The organism is Pseudanabaena biceps PCC 7429 (assembly GCF_000332215.1).
Classification (GTDB): domain Bacteria; phylum Cyanobacteriota; class Cyanobacteriia; order Pseudanabaenales; family Pseudanabaenaceae; genus Pseudanabaena; species Pseudanabaena biceps.
Map to the genome: position 1 here is coordinate 1 of NZ_ALWB01000054.1, position 20207 is coordinate 20207.

The window sequence follows — 20207 nt, forward strand, 5'->3', positions numbered from 1 at the left end:
ATCAAAACCTGTAGCGCACGCTGCGCGTGCGCTACAGGTTTTAGGGTTTTATATTTAATTATGCCTAACTAATTAGAGATTAAAGCAATTAGCTCGGAAACCCTTAAGAAGCAATTAGTTTTTAAAGCTTTGCCTTGGCAATCCTTTACAGCTTGACCACAAAGGCATCAGTTACGCCTTGAATATGCACGACTTCATCTAGCAAACCACTAGGCAAGGGATCGTCAATATTCAAGACCATGACGGCTTCACCGCGCACCATGCGACGACCGACTTGCATACTGGCGATATTGACATTGAAATTGCCAAGGAGAGAGCCAAGTCTGCCAATGATGCCAGGCATATCGCGGTGAAGGGTCAGTAGCATATAGTGCGTAGGCGCAACGTTGATTGGGAAATCATTAATGCTAGTAATCCGAATTTCCGACTTACCAAGCAATGCACCAGTTACGGACTGTTGACCTTGGCTACCATGGGCGGTGAGATGAATCGAACCACTGTAGTCTTCCACGGAAGGATCGCGGGTTTCGGTAACGTGAATGCCGCGTTCCTTGGCTTCAATACTGGCATTAACAAAATTAACGCGCTCGCGCAGAGCAGGAGTGAGCAAGCCTTTAAGGGCCGCTACCACGATTGGCTGGCTTTCGCTGTTAGCAATTTCACCTTGGAGCTTGACGTTGAGCGTATCTACACGTCCTCCAGCCAGTTGTCCGACCAGATTGCCCAGCATCTCGGCAAGTTGGAGGTAGGGCTTGAGTTTTTGCCATACATCGGGACGCAGCCCAGGAATGTTAACGGCCGATCGCGCGGGTAACCCAAGCAATACATCGCGAATCTGCTCAGCTACGTCAACGGCTACGTTAGTTTGAGCTTCTTCGGTAGATGCACCGAGGTGAGGAGTCAAGATTACATTGGCTCCGAGTTCGCGTAAGCCCGATTCAGCTTCAAGGGGCTCGTTTTCAAATACGTCAAGGGCAATGCCGCCGACTTTACCACTCTTAATGGCATCGGCGATCGCAACTTCGTCGATGATCCCGCCCCTAGCGCAGTTGATGATTCTGACACCATCCTTCATAATCGCTAGGCGATCGGCATTAATTAAGTGATGGGTTTCTTTAGTTTTTGGCAAATGGAGCGTGATGTAATCGGCCTCACGCAACACAATTTCCAATTCTACTAAATGCGCACCCAGTTTCTCCGCACGCTCTGCGGTTAAGTATGGATCGTAGGCAAGAATTCGCATTCCTAAGGCCTTAGCAACGGTAGCGACATGGGAGCCGATTTTTCCTAAACCGAGAATACCAAGCGTTTTTTTATAAACTTCAACGCCAGTAAAACTTTTACGATCCCATTTACCACCTTTAAGAGATTGGTTTGCCGCAGGAATAAAGCGGGATAGCGACATCATCATCGCGATCGTGTGTTCAGCGGCGGCGATCGTATTGCCTTCAGGAGAGTTGACAACCACGATACCCATGCGAGTGGCGGTAGGAACGTCTACGTTATCGACCCCAACACCAGCACGACCGATGATTTTGAGGTTTTTGCCAGCTTCGATAGCTTCTTTGGTGAGTTTGGTGCCAGAGCGAATCATGATCGCATCGTATTCAGGAAGAATTTGGATCAGTTCTTCAGGGCTGAGGGTAGTTTTTACGTCAACGGTGGCGACTTGAGAGAGGATATCGATACCAACTTGATCGATGGGGTCAGAAACGAGAACTTTGGGCATAACGATTAAAAAATGTACCAGTGCCTATAGCGGAAAGTTTGCGGCTACGCTCTAAATCCTAAACGCACTTGAATTAACTCAAAATAAATGCAAGATAAACGCCAGATATCACGCAGCTTAGACACACTAAGACGGCAATAATTGCTTACATCAATAATATTAAAGCAAAAATGAACGCTCCCGCATTTCGTCAACACTTAGCAACACCTAAGTAGCTAGGCATAAGTAAACTTAAAACCTAGAAGAGCGTACCGCCCGCACAGGGGGCGGTATGCTCTCTGGTTTTGGTTTTTAATTATGCCGAACTACTTAAAAGAGAAAGGTTTGCTTAAAATCAAGCCTCTTTGAGAGAAATAAAGAGAGCCGTAGCGCTTAGCGCTACGGCTCTCTTCGGGGTTTTATGACTGTAATTTCAAAATGCCACGCAATTCACCTGCACGGTTAGCTTTGGTATGAAGGTCGACGTATAAACCACCGCTGTTCAGAGCTTGGAGCTGTTCGGAGGTGAGTTGATATTCTCCTTTAAGTCCACCACTCAAACCGTTAGGGTTAACTGTAACTTGTAAAGCGTATTGGAAAGCTCCGTTAGCAGTAGGCGCACCTTTGTGAATATGTACGCCCGATGTAATGTTGGGATTGGGAGGCACTAAAGGATCTGTGGCATAGTCTCGTAAGGGGCTACTTAGATCGTAAAAACCGCCTCGGACAATCAAGCGATCGCCACTAAGAGCCGCTCCTACAACACCCGCAGCAGCCGTTGACACAGCATTTGGGTAGATTTCATCCCCAGTCAAAATTGCCGCAAAGCGATTAAAGGTATAACTTTGACCAATCGATGTTTGTTCGGCGATTAGTTCTGCTTCGGCTTGGCGCTGATAATTTATAGCTGTATCAATTAGCTGAGGGTTAACCGTTGGAAGATTTATAGAATGGGCGGGAGTGCTAATACTGATGGCAAACAAACAGACACAAATGCTGAGAACTAGACTGTATAAGAATTTCTGGGGCTTTCTGCGAAACTGAATCATAGTTGTTTTAATGTGTTCAAAAAATGTTTTTGCCTAGCTGTACATAATAAAAAACTGAGACAAAGACTGTGGTGCAGGCTGTGCCACAGTCTTTGGGGTTTTATATTTTGTGCCTAGCTACTTAGTACCAAAACTAAAAACCAAAGCTAAAAAACAAAGCTAAAAATAGCTACGCCATTTTTAGCTTGTCAAACCCTTACTGGGTTTGGTTTTCAATTCACGAAAGTGTGACAACACTTTCGTGAATTGGTATTAAACCACCTGAAAAGAGGTATACAACTCTTGCTAGATGTTTTAGGACTAAAAGTATTTACGTGGAAAAGATAGATTTGGATTTATTGCAGTGCTTCTGCAAGGGGTATATTTCGTGGTTGTGCAGTATTTACTGATTTTTGTGGCGGCAATGCTAGCAGGAGGGCTAAATGGAATTGCTGGAGGAGGAAGCTTTATTTTATTTCCTGTATTGATGTTTGTTGGTATTTCGCCGATCCCTGCCAATGCGACCAATTCGATCGCTTTATTGCCAGGTACCTTAGCCAGTGCAGGAGCCTATCGTCATGAATTTGCCAAGGACAAGCGTGCATTGATCCAAATTTGTGTGCTGGGGGCGATCGGTGGATTAGCGGGGGCAATTTTGCTGCTCAAAACTCCACCGATCGTTTTTTTACGCATTCTCCCCTACTTGTTGCTCACTGCGACGCTCGCTTTTGCCTTTAGCAAAAAACTGACGGTCTGGGTCGAAAAGCAACAGTCGAAATTCGCCCAACTCCAATCTTTGAGAACGGTATTGATTGCAATTTTGCAGTTGGTGGTAGCGGTCTATGGAGGTTTTTTTGGCGGTGGCATGGGGATTTTGTTCCTCGCCTCCTTTGCCCTAATGGGAATGACCAACATTAATCGGATGAATGCTTATAAAACTCTCTTAACCAGTTGTATTAATGCGATTACAGTGATTCCCTTTGTCTTCGCTGGGGTAATCCTTTGGCAACAGGGGGCGATCGCCGCGATCGGGGCATCTATTGGTGGCTATATCAGCGCTTACTATGCCCAAAAAATTGCGCCAATCATCGTGAGACGTTTTGTAATTGGGGTCGGTGCGGCTATGACCCTTTACTTTTTTGTGAAAAGTTGGCTGCCTTAGCCGAAAAGGTATGGTTATTGCCAAGGGTATTTGGTAACTAGGCACAATGCATATTTAGAAAAGGAAGGTTGGCGTGAAGCGCCAACCTTCCTTTTTTGGGTTTTTGATTTTTTAGCTAAGTAGCTAGGTGCAATTAAATATAAAACCCCAAAACCTGTAGCGCACGCGCTGCGCGTGCGCTACAGGTTTTGATTCTGGTTTTTAATTATGCCCAGCTACTTACAGCAATTATCGATCAAACGAACTACAAGGAAATTGTTGAAAGCTTTGCGAAGCAACGCTTTCAACAATTTCCTTGGTTTGGGTTTGAGCGCAACGCGCTGTAATATTGAGACAAAATATTTAGACAAAACAGGAGGATTCAGGAAAATCGTAAAAAAAATAGCAATGAGGTTTATTTTTGAGGATGTATGGGAATTATCCCACTGGTGACTTCGGGGTGTTACGCCCCAGTCTTGCTATATGATCGAGTTAGCGATCGCATTTAGTTTGTAACTATAGGCTTTTATCTATATGTCTAATGTCATCATTCAAGGAGCAAAACACAGCTATAACCTCACGCCTGCGCCTCCTGTTGACAGCCCCCCAGCTCCGACTATCGCTTTTTTACATGGTTGGATGCTCAGTCAAGCTTACTGGAAACCACTAATCGATCGCTTGCAATTAGATTTTCAATGTTTATCCTATGATTTAAGAGGGTTTGGACTATCTGAAATTGGCGATCGCGATGAATATTCGCTAATCAGCTACGCAAGAGATCTCGAAGAGTTACTGGATCGTTTAGAAATTTCTCAAGTTTGGTTGGTGGGGCATTCCCTCGGAGGTGCGATCGCTCTGTGGGCAGCGAGTTTGTTAAGTGATCGGATTTTGGGTGTAGTTTGTCTCAATGCGGGGGGTGGAATTTATATTAAAGAAGAGTTTGAAAAATTTCGGAGTGCTGGCAAAATTATTTTAAAGTTGCGCCCCCGTTGGTTACAAAATCTACCTCCCATCCACGCACAATTTGCGAAAGATAGCGTTCAAAGCCCTCTGGATCTATTTTGGGGAAAACAACGAACGATCGATTTTGTGTCTGCTAAATATGCAGCCGCAAAGGGAACTTTGCTCGATTCGACCAGTGAAGAAGAAGTTCATAAATTACCGCAAATCGTCTCCAAGTTAAGCCAACCTATTTATTTCATAGCTGGCGCAAATGACAATATTATGGAACCGAAGTACGTGCGCCACCTAGCAAGTTTTCATCCTTCATTTAATGGCTATGGTGAAAATGTATTTGAGCTTCCTAATTGTGGACATATGGCAATGCTAGAACAGACAAATCTATTACATCGTCTTCTATTAGATTTATTAGCTAAACCCGTAGCTTCCTCTTGTATCTAAATAAAGTTAGTTCGGGTTAAGCTGGCAAATTCTCAAAGTCTAAAAGTAAAAGCCTTGCTACGCAAGGCTTTTACTTTTAGACTTTGGGAAAGGGTTTGCTACGCAAACCCTTTCCCAAAGTCCGTTTCAAATTAAAAACCAAACCCAGTAAGGTTTTTCAAAGCTCAAAATGGCATAGCCATTTTGAGCTTTGGTATTAAATAGTTAAGGATAGGCGGTACTTTGTACCGCCTATCCTTAATGGGAAGTAGGCTCTCAAACTTGCAAAAGAATCACCTGTTGCCTTTGGAGCGATCGCACATCATCTAAGCTTGCCTCCACGGATTGTAAAATCTGAGCGACAGTTTGCTGTTTTGTCTGATTCTCGTCACAAGCTAATAGGAACTTCCATTCAGCGTCGCTGATGCGCGCAAGCTGATAATTATAATCGAAGAAACTAGGACTATCTTTCCAGCCATAGATACAGGGGCTAGGTTCGGGAATTGCGGCAAGTAAATCTTCGTCAACTTGCCAAGTCTTTTTAGGAATAGGTGGACGTGCCAAAAAGAACTCGTAATGCGAAATTGTATGGGGATCAAGAACTTCGATTAGGCGATAGCGTTGACGTTCTGTAAGATGTTGCGATCGTTCCATTAAGTCGGGTACTTTGCCAATTAATCGCGCTAAATCCCAAACCTGTGGATTCGAGAAGCCAAGAAATTCTAATCCCGATGCATCGATTAATTCAAATACGGTATTCACATTGTAATTAATTTCTTGGGGATGCACGTACATATCAGCAAAACAGGCATCCTGTGTATTTTCCATTTCCCAACGTTCTTTCTCGCGACGGCGTAAAGGATTCGTTTCAGGCAGATTAGCAAAGATTTCCCTGCCAATTTTTACGCCATCAACGTAATCGCCACGGCGATCGCCTTGCAATAAGGCGATCGCTTCTTGCATTAAACGAATTTCCCAACGTCCTAATTCGCCATAGACAAAGATATGTAACAGTCCCCCAGGAGCAAGCTTATTGGCTAATACCTGAATACCTCGAATGGGATCGGCGGTATGGTGGAGGACTCCGACCGAGTTGATCAGATCGAATTCACCTTCAAGGCGATCGGCATCAAACAAACTGAGATGATGGAATTCAACTCTAGTTGCTCCCGAACTTTTGCAACGTTCCTTGGCGACAGCCAAGGTTCCTTCACTAAGATCGATCCCCACGACATTTGCTTCAGGATTGAGATGTACTAGATACTCAGTGCTGACCCCCGATCCACAGCCAGCATCAAGAATCCGAATATTGTCTTTAGCAGGTTTTTGCCCAGTGCAAAAATTATAGGCAGCCTGCCAATTCCAACGCCAGTTATATCCAGGAGGTGGTTCGTCTAGGATTGGTTCTGGGGGAAAGGGATAGGTATTGTAAAGGCTCGCTACGGCAGCACTGACCTTAGAATCGGACATAGATATTTTTTAGAATTGTTTTATTATTGGTTTAATATTTTAACGCCAGTATTGCCTTGGTTATCGGTTCCCCCTCAATATTCCTTAATAACTAGCTACTCCCTTCCCAGTGAAAAATTAGACGTTGCGGCGCTTCGCTCCGCAACGCTAATTCTTGGTTTTGTATGTCTATTTCTTTGGTGGGAAGGGAGTAGGCATAAGTAAACTTAAAACCTAGAAGAGCATACCGCCCGCTGCGCGGGCGGTATGCTCTTCTAGGTTTTAAGTTTTATGCCTGGCTAATTAACGTCAGTTCGGATTAAGCTGGCAAATTTTAAAAGCCCAAAAGTAAAAGCCTTGCGTAGCAAGGCTTTTACTTTTGGGCTTTGAGAAAGGGGGGCTACGCAAACCCTTTCTCAAAGCCTGTTTCAAACTATTCCGAACTCACGTTAATTATCAATTTTTAGCTTATCAATTTTTAGCTTGTCAATCAAAATCAAACATTAATTTTAAAATCAAACAATTCTCTTGAAAAATTGAAATATTATGACTATCTTTTTTATATGTAGTAACGGAATATTTACTTAGGGTATAAACCCAAAAGGCAGTTGGTGAAGGCAATTCCCGTCACCACTCGCCTTTTAGGTTGTGCTTAGTCCTAGCTATTTTTTTGTTGCTATAATAATAAATGTTTGATTTGCTCAAAATGTTTGATTTTGTCTTAAATATATACATTGAACCTATCAGCTTTTAGCTAGAATTAATATGTATTACTAAAATTAAGAATAGGAGGTTCCTGTTATCTCTAAGCGATCATTAAAAGCATCAGCAGCAGGTATAAAGCAGGCTAAAAAGCGGTTTGCTCATAAAGGTTGGACGCAAGATTATCTTGCTGAGGAAGTAGGTATCAAAACAAGGCAGCCGATTTGGCGCTTTTTTGCAGGGAAGCCTGTTGATCGATACGTATTTTTTGAAATTTGTGCAAGGCTTGATTTAGATTGGGAGGAGATTGTGGTCAAGCCACTCTTAGAGGAAGACGATGACATTACCGATGACAAACCTCAAACTACTTCTCCTGTTGCTAATCTAGCTACCATCTCTACCCTCTCTAGTAGTCCTATAGAAGTGGATAAGCAACATTATGGACTAAATGAAAGCATTCACTATTATTGCGCTCAGCGCTCCGCTGAAGTCTTAAAGCGAGATATTAGAGAATTACGACTGATAACTTGTAATTTAGATAGTGGTTGTTCTCTTGCTGCCATTCACAATGGTCAGATCATCGATACGGCGACTGGATTTACCCCTTTAGAAGGTTTGATGATCGACTATAGCTCTGGCTCAATTGATACTGATGTTTTGAATGAGATGATGCGACAGGATAATGATCCTCAAGCTTCATCCAATCAAGAAGCAGACAGGGAATCGAGTTTAGTTACTACTTCTACGAAATCTGATAATCTAAAATCTGCGGGATCTGTGATCGATACAGAGCGCTCTAGAGCAAAACAAGCCTTAGATATATACATTCATCGGTTGAGATCTTGCCTTGGTTCTATGCTGATGAGTCTAGGTGGTATGGATGCGATCGTGTTTACGTCGGAATTAAGTGAGAACTCGGAGATTGTCCGCGAACTTATTTGTCAGTCCTTGGGATTTCTGGGATTAAAACTTAATTTAAAACAAAATCAAAATGATCCTGTTGATGAAGACATTGCCACAACTAGTTCTAAAGTGCGTGTGTTGGTGATTAATTCTCAAGAAGTTTAAGCGATCGCTAACGCTTAATGAGATTTAATCTATCCCCATTTCTCTATCAAGCGATCGCTAAGTCATAAGACGTTTGAGATAGGACTAGCTCCACCATTCACACCATTCATAGGATCCATATGATTGCAAATTCAGTTAAAATCGTTACAGCAAATCTTGGTAGTCTGATTTAACTTAATCTATGCAGCCTAAAGCCCTACAAACTATTGCCAGAGATGAATACAATGACAATTTTATAGATCGCATGTTTATCTGGCTGTTTTCTCGCAAAATGTCAGAAGCTTTAGGCAAAGGGACGACAATTGGGGGGTACGAGGGCTTTGTTGAGCTATCAAAACAAATTATGCAGGGACGTAATGCCCAAGAACAGCAGATCCTAGTTGCTAAAGTATTGCAATCTTTAGTTCCGTCGCCAGCGCTCTGGGCAATCCGTACTTTTTTCTCTCCGACAAGGCTCGTATGCGTTCTCAATGCATGGTTTGCGGCGCAAATGTTTGAGTGGTTAGTTGGTCCCTGCGAGGTTATTGAAGCCGAGATCAATTTGGAAGATGGAACCCTGCGATCGCAACCATCGGCAGTTCATATCAAAAAATGTCGCTATCTGGTTGATAGTGGCTGTGTGGGCATGTGTGTCAATATGTGTAAAGTACCCACGCAAGTATTTTTTACCGAGAAGTTTGGAATTCCACTCACCATGACCCCCAACTTTGAAGACCTCAGTTGCAAAATGATCTTTGGGCAAATGCCCACCGATCCAGAACTGGATGAAGCCTTTACGCAGTCATGTCTAAAGCACCAATGCCCAACGGCAAGCTTGGCAGCATCTGCTTGCCCCAAATTAGCCTGAAGTTAACCCGATTTTGGGTTGATGGTTTTGGCGATCGCCTAATCATCATAATTAAACCCCAAGAAAAGAATGCGGCGCGAAGCGCTGCATTCTCTTCTTATTACCAAGTTAAGAAATGGCTACGCCATTTCTTAACTTAAAAACCCTTACTAGGTTTAGTTTTTAATTTACGAAAGTGTGACAACACTTTCGTGAATTGGTATTAGGTACGCGAGTGGCGACAGCTATATAAGGATTTGATATGATTGGATTTATGACTGATCCACTATTGCAAAATCCTGAAAAACTACAGGCGCGATTAAAGGAAATCCCTTTGGAAGCAGGGGTTTATTTTATGCGCGATCGCCAAGATGGGGTGATCTATATTGGTAAGTCCAAAGCACTCCGCAATCGAGTGCGATCGTATTTTCGCAGTAGTCAGGACTTATCGCCGCGCATCGCCATGATGGTGCAGTTAGTGCATGAGATCGAGTTTATTGTTACTGACTCCGAAGCCGAAGCCCTTGCCCTCGAAGCCAATCTAATTAAGCAATATCAACCCTATTACAACGTTCTTCTCAAAGACGATAAGAAATATCCTTACGTTTGTATCACTTGGTCGGAAGACTATCCACGCATTTTTATTACGCGCAAACGGAGGATGGGCGGCACAAAAGATAAGTACTATGGTCCCTATGTGGATGTATTTAATCTCAAACGTACTTTAGGAATTATCAAACGTGCTTTTCCCTTACGGCAAAGACCTGTTCCCATGTTTAAGGATCGTCCTTGCCTGAACTATGACATAGGCTTATGTCCTGGAGTATGTCAGGAAAAGATTTCACCAGCGGATTATCAGAAGATCGTCATGCGAGTGGCGATGATCTTTCAGGGTCGGTCGAGTGAGTTGGTGGAATCCTTTACCGAAAAGATGGAAACTGCTGCCGCAGATTTGGAATTTGAGAAGGCTGCTGATCTCCGCGATCGCATTCAAGTGCTGAAAAATTTAGGAGCCGATCAGAAAGTATCGCTGCCCGATGATACGGTTTCCCGCGATGCGATCGCCCTTGCCTACGACGCTCAACATACCTGCATCCAGCTTTTTCAGATTAGGGCAGGACGCTTAGTGGGACGTTTGGCTTTTGTCGCTGATAGTCAGAGTGACATCCCCGAAGCGATCTTGCAACGGACGTTAGAGGCTCACTATCAAAATTGCGATCCCGTAGAGATTCCCAATGAAGTCCATACCCAATTAGAACTTCCCGAAGTCGAAATCTTGCAGGCCTGGCTGAGCGATCGCAAGGGGCGCAAAGTCGCGATCGCCACCCCCCAACGCCAGCTTAAAGCGGAACTCATCGAAATGGTAGAACGCAATGCTCAATATGAATTAGCCCGAATCCAAAAACAAAGCGATCGCAATTTACAGGGATTGGAAGACCTTGCGGAAATTCTTAATCTAGATAGTCTTCCCCATCGGATTGAAGGCTATGACATTTCCCACATTCAAGGCTCGGATGCCGTAGCGAGTCAAGTGGTATTTATTGACGGCATTCCCGCCAAACAGCATTATCGTCACTACAAAATCCGCAATCCCGATATTCAAACTGGTCATTCCGACGACTTCGCCAGTCTGGCAGAAGTTATCGCCCGAAGGTTTAAAAATCACGCCAATTACCAATCCCCAATCACCAATCCCCCAGAAGATGATTTACCCGATGTCGTCATGATTGATGGCGGAAAGGGACAGCTTTCATCGGTAATGAAAATCATTGATAAATTAGGGTTACGCGATCGCCTTACGGTCATTAGCCTTGCCAAAAAACGGGAAGAGATCTTCTTACCCGAACAATCGGAGCCATTGATTGGCGGCGATCCAGAACGGGCTGGGGTACAGGTGTTAAGAAGATTACGCGATGAGGCTCACCGTTTTGCGATTACATTTCACCGCAAAAAACGTACTCAGAGGATGCAGCGATCGCACCTCGATCAGATTACAGGTTTAGGACATCATCGCCAGAAAGTATTGCTGGAGAAGTTTCATTCCGTTGAATATATTCGCCAAGCCACCGTCGAGCAGATCGCAGAGACAGAAGGAATTGGCAAAAAATTAGCCCAACATATTTACGAACACTTCCACCCTTCCACTAACTAATCTAAGCATAAGTAAACTTAAACCCTAGATGAGCGTACCGCCCGCTACGCGGGCGGTACGCTCTCTAGTTTTGGTTTTTAATTATGCTTAACTACTTAATGGATAGCAGATATAATCGCCACTGAAAAACTGCCTTTATTCCTTGCGATAAATATACTGAAAAACTTCTATTTCCTTCCTTCTAATTGGAATGCTCTGCTTGACTTTAGAAGTTTTTCTACGACTGGATCGAAAGTATGATCGGGGCAGGGGCGATCGCTTTTAACAAAAACGAAATGAACCTGATAATATAGAAATAATATTTTTGTCGTAGGCAAATCATACCCACCATGATGACCCAAACCTTACCGAAAGTTACGACCTTTGATGAATTTGTGGAATTTCTTCCTGAAAATTCTGACGTGCGTTACGAACTACGTAACGGAAATATTGTTGAAATGGCTCAACCAGTTGGAGATCACGAAGAAATTAAAAGCTTTTTGGGTGTAGAAATCCCCTTTGAAATCAAACGATTGGGACTACCATACGGCATTCCTAATCAAGTAATCGTCAGACCTGAAGGCAAAGATTCTGGATATTTCCCAGACATATTAGTAGTAAATCGCGCCAATCTGCCCAATGAACCACGATGGAAAAAAGAATCAGTGCTTAGTCAGGGTGCATCCATACCTTTAGCGATCAAAATTGTATCTACTAATTGGCGAGATGATTATCATTTGAAATTTGCCGATTATGAAGAGATGGGAATAGCTGAATATTGGATTATTGATTATGCTGCATTAGGTGGACGCAACTTTATCGGTAATCCCAAGCAACCGACCATCTCGGTTTGTAATTTGGTGGATGGAGAATATCAAATTAGCAAATTTCAAAATAGCGATCGCCTAATTTCGCAAATTTTCCCTGAGCTAAACCTCACCGCCAATCAAGTTTTTAGATCAGGGCTTCCCAATTAAAAATCACATCAGGAAATGGAAGCAGAGAGAGCGTATCACCCTGCTCATAGCGCTGCGATCGCTTATAGCCTGAAGCTGATGGTTGGGAATATCCTTCGATAATTTGCTGATTGACATCAAATAGCCACATTTCAGGAATCCCATTGGCGGCGTATAAAGGCATTTTTACATCACGGTCATAGGCGATCGTGCTATCAGCAACTTCGATGACTAATAAAATATCCTCTGGCGTTGGCAAAGCACTAGCATAAAAATCATCACGCCATTTGAGAATGGCAATATCTGGTTGCGGTTCTGAATGATTTGATAGGCGAATGGGGTTCTGTGACCAAATAATTATCTGATCGCCTAATTTGATTTGAAACAATCTTGCTGTTTTTGCCACACAAACCGCGTGCTTGATGCCAATTGGCGACATTTCTCTGATTTCTCCATTAATTAATTCATAGCGATCCCCTTCCGCAAACACCCCCGCCTCGTGCATGAGATGGTATTGCTGCACCGTAAATCTATGAATATTGCTCGTAAAATTGGGTGTAACTAGTTGGGCTGTCATCGTATTTCACCTCAATTCAGGTAGGTTAGAGCTTTCATGCTAAATATTTAGTATTATTAAGATTCAAGACTCGCGATCGCTGAGATCGCTTGCTTTCTTATTCGCATATTTTCGCATATTGATTGATAAGTAATGGACACTAGATACAATCCCCAGCAGATCGAACCCAAGTGGCAAAAAGTTTGGGCCGAGAAACAACTTGACAAGGTAAATAACGACGCAATTGGTTCTGAAACCAAAAAAAAGAAATTCTATGCGCTGTCAATGTTTCCCTATCCATCGGGTGATCTGCATATGGGGCATGTCCGCAACTATACGATCACCGATGTCATTGCTCGTTATAAAAGAATGCAAGGCTATCAAGTATTGCACCCCATGGGTTGGGATGCGTTCGGCTTGCCTGCGGAAAATGCGGCGATCGATCGCAATACCCATCCTGCGAAATGGACTTATGCCAATATCGACAATATGCGATCGCAACTTCAGCAAGTGGGCTTATCCTACGATTGGGAGCGTGAGTTAGCTACCTGTTCGCCCGACTATTACAAATGGACACAATGGATTTTTTTGCAATTCTTAGAAGCAGGTTTGGCTTATCAAAAGGAAGCTAAGGTTAATTGGGATCCGATTGACCAAACCGTAATTGCCAATGAACAAGTCGATAGTGAAGGCAGATCTTGGCGATCGGGCGCGTTGGTGGAGAAGCGCAAATTGCGTCAATGGTTTTTGAAAATAACCGATTATGCCGAACAGCTTTTGCAGGATTTAGACAAACTCAATGACTGGCCCTCTAATGTCAAGATCATGCAAGCCAACTGGATCGGCAAGTCCACAGGCGCAGAGCTAAGTTTCCCAATTGTTGGCAGTGAAGAGAAAATTACTGTTTTTACGACGCGACCCGATACGGTTTATGGTGTGAGCTATGTCGTGCTTGCCCCTGAGCATCCGCTCGTCGAGACTTTAACTACTGCCGATCAAAAAGAAGCCGTCAGCAAATTTATCGAAGAAGTCAAAAATCTCAGCGAGATTGATCGCACTTCCGATGATCGCCCCAAACGTGGCATAGCGATCGGCGCAAGCGTGTTTAATCCATTCACTGGCAAAGAAGTTCCTATTTGGATTGCCGATTACGTTCTCTTTGAATATGGCACAGGCGCAGTGATGGGCGTTCCTGCCCATGATGTTCGCGATTTCGCCTTTGCGAAGCAGTACAATCTTCCGATTCAAATCGTAATTAATGCCCCTAATGCAACCGATAAAGCGCTGAAAGCTGCTTACACCGAAGCAGGCATCATGATCAATTCGGGAGAGTTTGACGGATTGGATTCCGTAACGGCGAAAACTAAAATTGTAGAACTTGCAGAAAAGAATCAATGGGGAAACGCTAAAATCACCTATCGCTTGCGTGATTGGTTGATTTCGCGCCAAAGATATTGGGGCTGTCCGATTCCCGTCATCCATTGTCCGAAATGCGGAATAGTTCCCGTTCCCCATGCCGACTTACCGATCGCTTTGCCCGAAGATGTCGAACTCACAGGTCGTGGCGCGTCCCCCTTGGCACAATTAGATTCTTGGGTAAATGTCCCCTGTCCTAAATGTGGCACGGCTGCTAAGCGCGAAACCGATACGATGGATACCTTTATCGATTCTTCTTGGTATTTCTTGCGGTTTGCCGATGCGCGGAATGATCAAGAAATTGGCGATCGCAATGCTATTAATAACTGGATGCCCGTCGATCAATATGTCGGTGGTGTAGAACATGCGATTTTGCATTTGCTCTATTCCCGTTTTGTGACTAAGGTTTTACGCGATCGCGGATTGCTCAATTTCGATGAACCCTTTACGAGATTGCTCACACAGGGCATGGTGCAGGGCTTGACCTACATGAACCCGAACAAGGGTGGTAAGGACAAATGGGTTCCTTCGGCTTTAGTCGATCCTAAAGATCCCAAAGATCCCAAAACTGGCGAACCTTTGCAAGCTCTCTTTGCCACGATGTCCAAATCTAAGGGCAATGGTGTATCGCCTGAACAGGCGATCGCTAAATATGGAGCTGACACTTTGCGGATGTTCACTCTTTTTAAAGCTCCTCCTGAAAAGGATTTGGAATGGGAAGATGCCGATGTCGAAGGTCAACAACGCTTCTTAAATCGGGTATGGCGATTGGTGTCTAGTTTTGCCGAAACTAAGCAGAATGGTATCTCTAAGAAAGTTGATAAGAATCTCCGCCGAGCAATTCACATCGCTATTAAGGAAGTGTCCGAAGATTTCGATGGAGGCTATCAATTGAATACCGCCATTTCGGAAATGATGAAGCTCAGTAACGCATTGCAAGATGCTGAAGATAAGAGTTCGGCTACTTTCTTAGAAGGTATCGAAACTCTCTTAACTTTGCTTGCTCCCTTTGCCCCGCACATTGCTGAGGAACTTTGGTCATTAATTGGGAATGAAGGCTCGATTCATTTGCAGTCTTGGCTTACCCATGATCCCGATGCGCTCACCGTTGATGAGATTACGCTCGTCATCCAAATCAATGGCAAAGTGCGCGGTAGTCTCCAAGTGCCATCTAGCGCCAGCAACGATAAGCAAGCCTTAGAGGAATATGCGCGTAGTTCGGATGCGGCGCAGAAGTATCTCGAAGGTAAGGAGATTAAGAAGGTGATTGCAGTTCCTGGAAAGTTGGTGAATTTTGTAGTTGTCTAGGCTTTTAAACCTGAACTTTGCCCAACCAATCCCGATAATTTTTGAAAGGTTTACAGAGTAAGCTTTTTGAAATTATCGGGATTTTTGCATTTTAAAAGCTCTCATGTATAATGTTTGTATTACAACGCATTACTTGATAATACGATGTCAACTATAGCTAAGGAAACGATTACCTTTCGGCTCGATCGCACAAAGCGTGAAGCATTAGACGCGATCGCTAAGGAACTAGATCGCGATCGCTCTTACCTGTTGAATGAGGCGATCGAGAACTATATTGAAATTTATAAGTGGCAGATTGCGGAAATTAATTTAGCGATCGCTGAGGTAGATGCAGAAGATTTTGCTAGTGATGAAGATGTAGATACAATGTTTGGGCGCTTTAATGAAAGTTAGGTGGTTACGCAAAGCCCTACATAATCTAGAAGTAATTCATGAATATATTGCTAGAGACAATCCAGAGGCGGCATTAAAATTGATAATCAAGATTCGCAGTGCTGTGAAGCAATTGGAGACTTTTCCAGAAATGGGACGTGTTGGGCGAGTAAAGGACACAAGAGAAATTGTGGTCAATCCTTATTTCATCGTGTATCGAGTTAATGGAAGTTTTGTCGATATTTTGCGAATATTACATTCAGCGAGAAAGTTTCCAGATTAGGTTTTAGAGTAATTTGTGATCGCGATGAGATTTTGGCAGATGCAGTAAAATTAATTGAGCAGGAATCAGTTAATTAAGCGTTTACAAGGAAACAACAGGAGTCTATATGCATTTACAAAGAGTTCAAGTTCCTGATTTTCGGGTTCTAAAGGATGTAGATATCACTTTCGAGAAAAATTTTAATCCTAGAGTTTTCCCACTTGGTAGCCAAAATGGTGGTGGAAAAAGTACTTTATTGCAATTGATTTTTGTGTTATTACACTGTTCAACTAATCTTGAGCGAATACCTGCATTAAAGAATTTACTTAATGGGTTTAGTTTGAGAAAGCGTGAGAGCAAAAGAATATTAGCAATAATTGATATTTGGGATGGCAAAAAAACTGTGCACCTTGAGTTTTTTGTCTGTACAGATGATTATGTAAATAAAACATTAAAAACCATAAATAATAAGGAAATAAAAAATGATACAAGCTTTTCATTGTTTACAAAACTAGAAGAAATCAAGCAAGCAATTTCTAGATTTAAATTTCAAGATGATCAGTTAAATAGCATCATTCATCAATTTGAAATGAGGCAGTCTTCATCTAATCCTTACAAAAAATTTCCTGACACTTTAAAAAAGGAATTATTAAGCTTAAATATTGATTTTGAATCCATAGAGATTGAATTTTCTGATTCTGACTTCTTGAATAAATTTGAGAAGGAGACAAAATCAAAATTATTATATGAACATAGAAAGCTCGAAATTCAAGCGGAAGTTATATCAGAATTTATTGATAAACTCATAGAAAAATTGAAATCAAACAACACTCAATATATAACTACTTATTCATCTCAAGAAGATATTGAAAAAGAAGCATTACTTTGCCGTATCGATAATTTAGACATAAATATTGCAAATCAGTTCTTAACTAATTTATCAAATAAAATATTCTTGGCAGCGCCATCTACTCAAGTTTTTCTTTTCCTTTCTAAAGCTAGTAGAAAATCATTATTAACAAATCGCAATAACTATTATGCAGATCTTGAAAGAATGAATTCTAACTTAACTGGACTGATCACCTATGACTTTTTAGCCGTTAAGACTCTCATTGCTGCTATTCAGCGTGCTGGACAACTTGACTTTGAAGTAGCTCGCTTAACTGGTGAATATGGCAATAATTATAAACAGCTATTAAAAGATCTAAATTTTTTACTCCATGATAAGCAAGTCAATATAACACCTGATTTATCAGGGTTAACTTTCACAAAAAATATATCGGGCAAAAAGGTGGAGATTGAGACAGAAGATTTAAGCCATGGCGAACTCAAAAGACTAAGTATTTATATTTGGCTCAAGTACTATAATATTGAAAACTCAATTGTTTTAATGGACGAAGTTGATCTTGCATTACATCCTGATTGGCAATATCAAGTTGTCTCAGACTTAGTTGAATGGGTTCCTAGTAATCAATATATATTGGCGACTCATTCATATGAATTATGTCAAGCCTTAACACCTTCTCATGTCAAAGTGTTAGAGCCAAAACTCACCGAAAGACGTAGTGATTAGTTATGAGTTTTAGTGAGAAAGAGTTAAAGCAACACTGCGAAATAATTTTGAAGCAACGTAAAATCCGTAACAAGATTATTGTTTTATGCGAAGGAGTTATCCCTAGAGAACAAGGCAGACCATCTCCACAATCCTATGGAAGAATGGATACATTGCCAGACTCAAATTTTTATAAAGCTTGTATTCCTAGTAATTGGAGAAACTCTCGACCAGAGTTTTTTAACTGCGGTGACTGTAACAATGTTGCCAATACATATTTCACCCTTTTAGAAATGCTTGAGGAAGATACAGGCAATCAATATTTTCACCCTAGAAAAATATTTGCGATCGTAGATCTCGATATTCAAATAAGACCCATTTATAACTATCGATTCTCAAATACGCAGGAAATCTTTTGCAGCCTTTATGACAAAATAAAAATTAATGAGGCTAATGCTGATAACGATCAAGAAACTCATGAAATATTAGTGACAGGATTGATTCATAAAGAAGCATACTTTTTAGTTCCAGCAATTCAATCAATATTTGATGGATATTCCATCCAGCCACTTTACAAAGATAGCGAATTATTACTTGAAAATATTTATCTCGCAATGTCTCAAGATTTATGTTTAGATGCTGATTTAAAAGCTAACTTTGCGATCGCCTGTTCTCGTATTAATCACTGTACTGGACTAGATTTTAGTGGAATAGACAAACTCAAAGATAGCTGGATAAGTGAATTTCAAAATACTACAGATGAGAATAGAAAACATGAACTAATTTTTAGTTTGCTAACTACCCGAAAAGCCAAAGAATATTGGCATCAAGTGCAGCCAAGTGATGAATGGAGTAGAGATATTTCTGTGTATAGAGATCAACTCTCACTAGAAATTGCTAGAGATTTCTATGCAAAACAAATCGACGATGAAGCGGCGGTGAAATATCATATTCCCTACTTTTTTAAAATGTTGCGTAAATTTGCTTAAAGAGAAAGATGCTAAGCATCTTTCTCTTTCTAAGGGCTCAGCCGACTTTAGGAGCGGCGATTAACAGGATCTTTTCCATTAGGGATGGAAAGAGACGATGACACCATACTGCGAGATGGCTTTGCCATCCGACAAGGATTTCAGGAGTTTCGCGATTTAATCCAGAGATCAACGCTTTAGCTACCTGATTGGGAGTCATCAGCGCCACCCAGCGAAACCATTCTAGATCCTGTGCCATATCCGTATCCGTAAGAGATGGCAGTAAGGCAGATACCTTGATATTGTAGGCAGCTAGCTCTCCTCGCAGAGCCTGAGTGAACCCCACGATCGCAAATTTAGTTGCAGAATAGGTTGCCATTGTTGGCGCGGCAACCTTACCCATCAGGCTAGAAACATTGATAATTCTGCCATTGCGCTGAGCAGCCATCCGTCTTGCCACCATCCGCGTGATTGCATACATCCCTAGCAAATTGACCTCGATTTCGGATTGAACATCCTGAAAGCGCGATCGCAAAAAAGATGATTGATGCGCCACACCCGCACAGTTAATCAAAATATCGATAGGACCATAATCCCGCCAGACTTGAGCGATCGCAATATTTACCTCAATAGTTTGGGATAAATCGAGAGGTAAACTCACCGCTTCTATTCCTAGAGATTCCATTTCGGAAACTACAGAATTTAAGCGATCGCGATCCCTTGCCACCAAAATCAAGCATTGTGCTCCCTGTTGAGCCAATTCTAAGGCGATTGCCCGACCAATACCCCTTGAGGCTCCAGTGATTAGAGCCGTCTTTCCACGAACATTCATAAAACCTCCAATATTGAGGTCTCACCTTTTACCATTAATATTTACTATTAATAATTGATGAGAATTCTCTAGCCTATGCTACTAGCGGGAATCCATACAAAGTAAAATTTGTGAGACAGTAAATAATCGATTTGTGATTGACTGATAACTAGACCTATATATGCGTTGAGTTTAAAAATTTGCCTAGTTATAGCCCCAACAAATAATCAATAGTCGTTTACTCTTTCCAGTTCATTCCTAGTTCTGTCATGCCGTTACCTCCTTTAGGAAACATGGTCTATGCCGTAATAAAGGAAAATTAATACTGACTTTTAACATGAACTAAACCTTACACCTGTTTTAGTTATATGTAAAGTATTGTTAAATACAAATTCCATCGGCTTACAAATAGTATTTAAGGATTTATTCGGATTGTAAATCTGTTGCTATATAAGCTTTCCAGCCTAGAATTTACTTTAGTGATAATAGGCGATCGCTATGAATTTAGGATCAAAAAATAAGTCTAAAGACTTATTCCTCAAGGTATAAAATTGAAATCAAATCGATTAGAAT

The 20207-nt window shown here is 42.0% G+C and carries 16 protein-coding genes; 11 read left to right on the forward strand and 5 right to left on the reverse strand.

Annotated elements, in window-relative coordinates; all coding sequences use genetic code 11:
* Nucleotides 1-145: 145 nt before the first annotated feature.
* Together serA and PSE7429_RS08145 are read right to left on the reverse strand one after the other, a co-directional pair.
* Nucleotides 146-1729 (reverse strand): phosphoglycerate dehydrogenase, encoded by a 1584-nt coding sequence (gene serA, locus PSE7429_RS08140; protein WP_009626653.1) that lies wholly within the window; start codon nt 1727-1729, stop codon nt 146-148.
* Nucleotides 1730-2127: 398 nt separating this feature from the next.
* The gene (locus PSE7429_RS08145) at nt 2128-2757 is read right to left on the reverse strand and encodes a CHRD domain-containing protein (protein WP_009626654.1); all 630 of its coding nucleotides are present in this window, start codon (nt 2755-2757) and stop codon (nt 2128-2130) included.
* A 367-nt stretch (nt 2758-3124) separates the two neighbouring features.
* Here PSE7429_RS08145 and PSE7429_RS08150 point away from each other — a divergent pair, with 367 nt between their 5' ends.
* Together PSE7429_RS08150 and PSE7429_RS08155 are read left to right on the forward strand one after the other, a co-directional pair.
* The gene (locus PSE7429_RS08150; RefSeq protein WP_040687785.1) at nt 3125-3898 is read left to right on the forward strand and encodes a sulfite exporter TauE/SafE family protein; all 774 of its coding nucleotides are present in this window, start codon (nt 3125-3127) and stop codon (nt 3896-3898) included.
* Nucleotides 3899-4411: 513 nt separating this feature from the next.
* Complete coding sequence (locus tag PSE7429_RS08155) at nt 4412-5278, forward strand: alpha/beta fold hydrolase (protein ID WP_009626656.1); 867 nt, start codon at nt 4412-4414, stop codon at nt 5276-5278.
* 255 nt (nt 5279-5533) lie between these two features.
* Here PSE7429_RS08155 and PSE7429_RS08160 read toward each other — a convergent pair whose 3' ends face one another.
* The gene (locus PSE7429_RS08160; protein ID WP_009626657.1) at nt 5534-6727 is read right to left on the reverse strand and encodes a class I SAM-dependent methyltransferase; all 1194 of its coding nucleotides are present in this window, start codon (nt 6725-6727) and stop codon (nt 5534-5536) included.
* A 990-nt stretch (nt 6728-7717) separates the two neighbouring features.
* Here PSE7429_RS08160 and PSE7429_RS26725 point away from each other — a divergent pair.
* From PSE7429_RS26725 to PSE7429_RS08180, 4 genes are all read left to right on the forward strand, one after another.
* Nucleotides 7718-8476, forward strand: coding sequence for an acetate/propionate family kinase (locus PSE7429_RS26725; RefSeq protein ID WP_009626658.1), 759 nt, complete (start codon nt 7718-7720; stop codon nt 8474-8476).
* Between the two features lie 181 nt (nt 8477-8657).
* Nucleotides 8658-9323 carry a DUF4033 domain-containing protein gene (locus PSE7429_RS08170; RefSeq protein ID WP_009626659.1) on the forward strand — a complete coding sequence of 222 codons (666 nt, stop codon included), beginning with the start codon at nt 8658-8660 and terminating at the stop codon, nt 9321-9323.
* A 253-nt stretch (nt 9324-9576) separates the two neighbouring features.
* Nucleotides 9577-11454 carry an excinuclease ABC subunit UvrC gene (gene uvrC / locus PSE7429_RS08175; RefSeq protein WP_202950417.1) on the forward strand — a complete coding sequence of 626 codons (1878 nt, stop codon included), beginning with the start codon at nt 9577-9579 and terminating at the stop codon, nt 11452-11454.
* A 332-nt stretch (nt 11455-11786) separates the two neighbouring features.
* Nucleotides 11787-12410, forward strand: coding sequence for a Uma2 family endonuclease (locus tag PSE7429_RS08180; protein WP_040687777.1), 624 nt, complete (start codon nt 11787-11789; stop codon nt 12408-12410).
* Here the strand turns inward: PSE7429_RS08180 and PSE7429_RS08185 are convergent.
* Complete coding sequence (locus PSE7429_RS08185) at nt 12388-12966, reverse strand: Uma2 family endonuclease (protein ID WP_009626662.1); 579 nt, start codon at nt 12964-12966, stop codon at nt 12388-12390. The genes PSE7429_RS08180 and PSE7429_RS08185 overlap by 23 nt on opposite strands.
* A gap of 132 nt (nt 12967-13098) precedes the next feature.
* On the opposite strand from PSE7429_RS08185, the gene leuS reads away from it, so the two are divergent.
* The 5 genes from leuS (at nt 13099) to PSE7429_RS08210 (ending at nt 18844) form a co-directional block, all read left to right on the forward strand.
* A complete protein-coding gene (gene leuS / locus PSE7429_RS08190) occupies nt 13099-15669 on the forward strand; it encodes a leucine--tRNA ligase (protein ID WP_009626663.1) in 2571 nt (856 codons plus the stop codon).
* A gap of 144 nt (nt 15670-15813) precedes the next feature.
* Complete coding sequence (locus PSE7429_RS08195) at nt 15814-16062, forward strand: CopG family ribbon-helix-helix protein (RefSeq protein ID WP_202950418.1); 249 nt, start codon at nt 15814-15816, stop codon at nt 16060-16062.
* Nucleotides 16052-16324: a type II toxin-antitoxin system RelE/ParE family toxin gene (locus tag PSE7429_RS08200; RefSeq protein WP_009626665.1), complete on the forward strand. Its 273-nt coding sequence runs from the start codon at nt 16052-16054 to the stop codon at nt 16322-16324. The genes PSE7429_RS08195 and PSE7429_RS08200 overlap by 11 nt, the downstream gene beginning before the upstream one ends.
* Before the next feature lie 106 nt (nt 16325-16430).
* A complete protein-coding gene (locus PSE7429_RS08205) occupies nt 16431-17876 on the forward strand; it encodes an AAA family ATPase (RefSeq protein ID WP_009626666.1) in 1446 nt (481 codons plus the stop codon).
* A 2-nt stretch (nt 17877-17878) separates the two neighbouring features.
* A complete protein-coding gene (locus tag PSE7429_RS08210) occupies nt 17879-18844 on the forward strand; it encodes a hypothetical protein (RefSeq protein WP_009626667.1) in 966 nt (321 codons plus the stop codon).
* Nucleotides 18845-18881: 37 nt separating this feature from the next.
* Here PSE7429_RS08210 and PSE7429_RS08215 read toward each other — a convergent pair whose 3' ends face one another.
* Nucleotides 18882-19655, reverse strand: a complete 774-nt coding sequence (locus tag PSE7429_RS08215) for an SDR family NAD(P)-dependent oxidoreductase (RefSeq protein WP_009626668.1) — start codon at nt 19653-19655, stop codon at nt 18882-18884.
* Between the last annotated feature and the right edge of the window lie 552 nt (nt 19656-20207).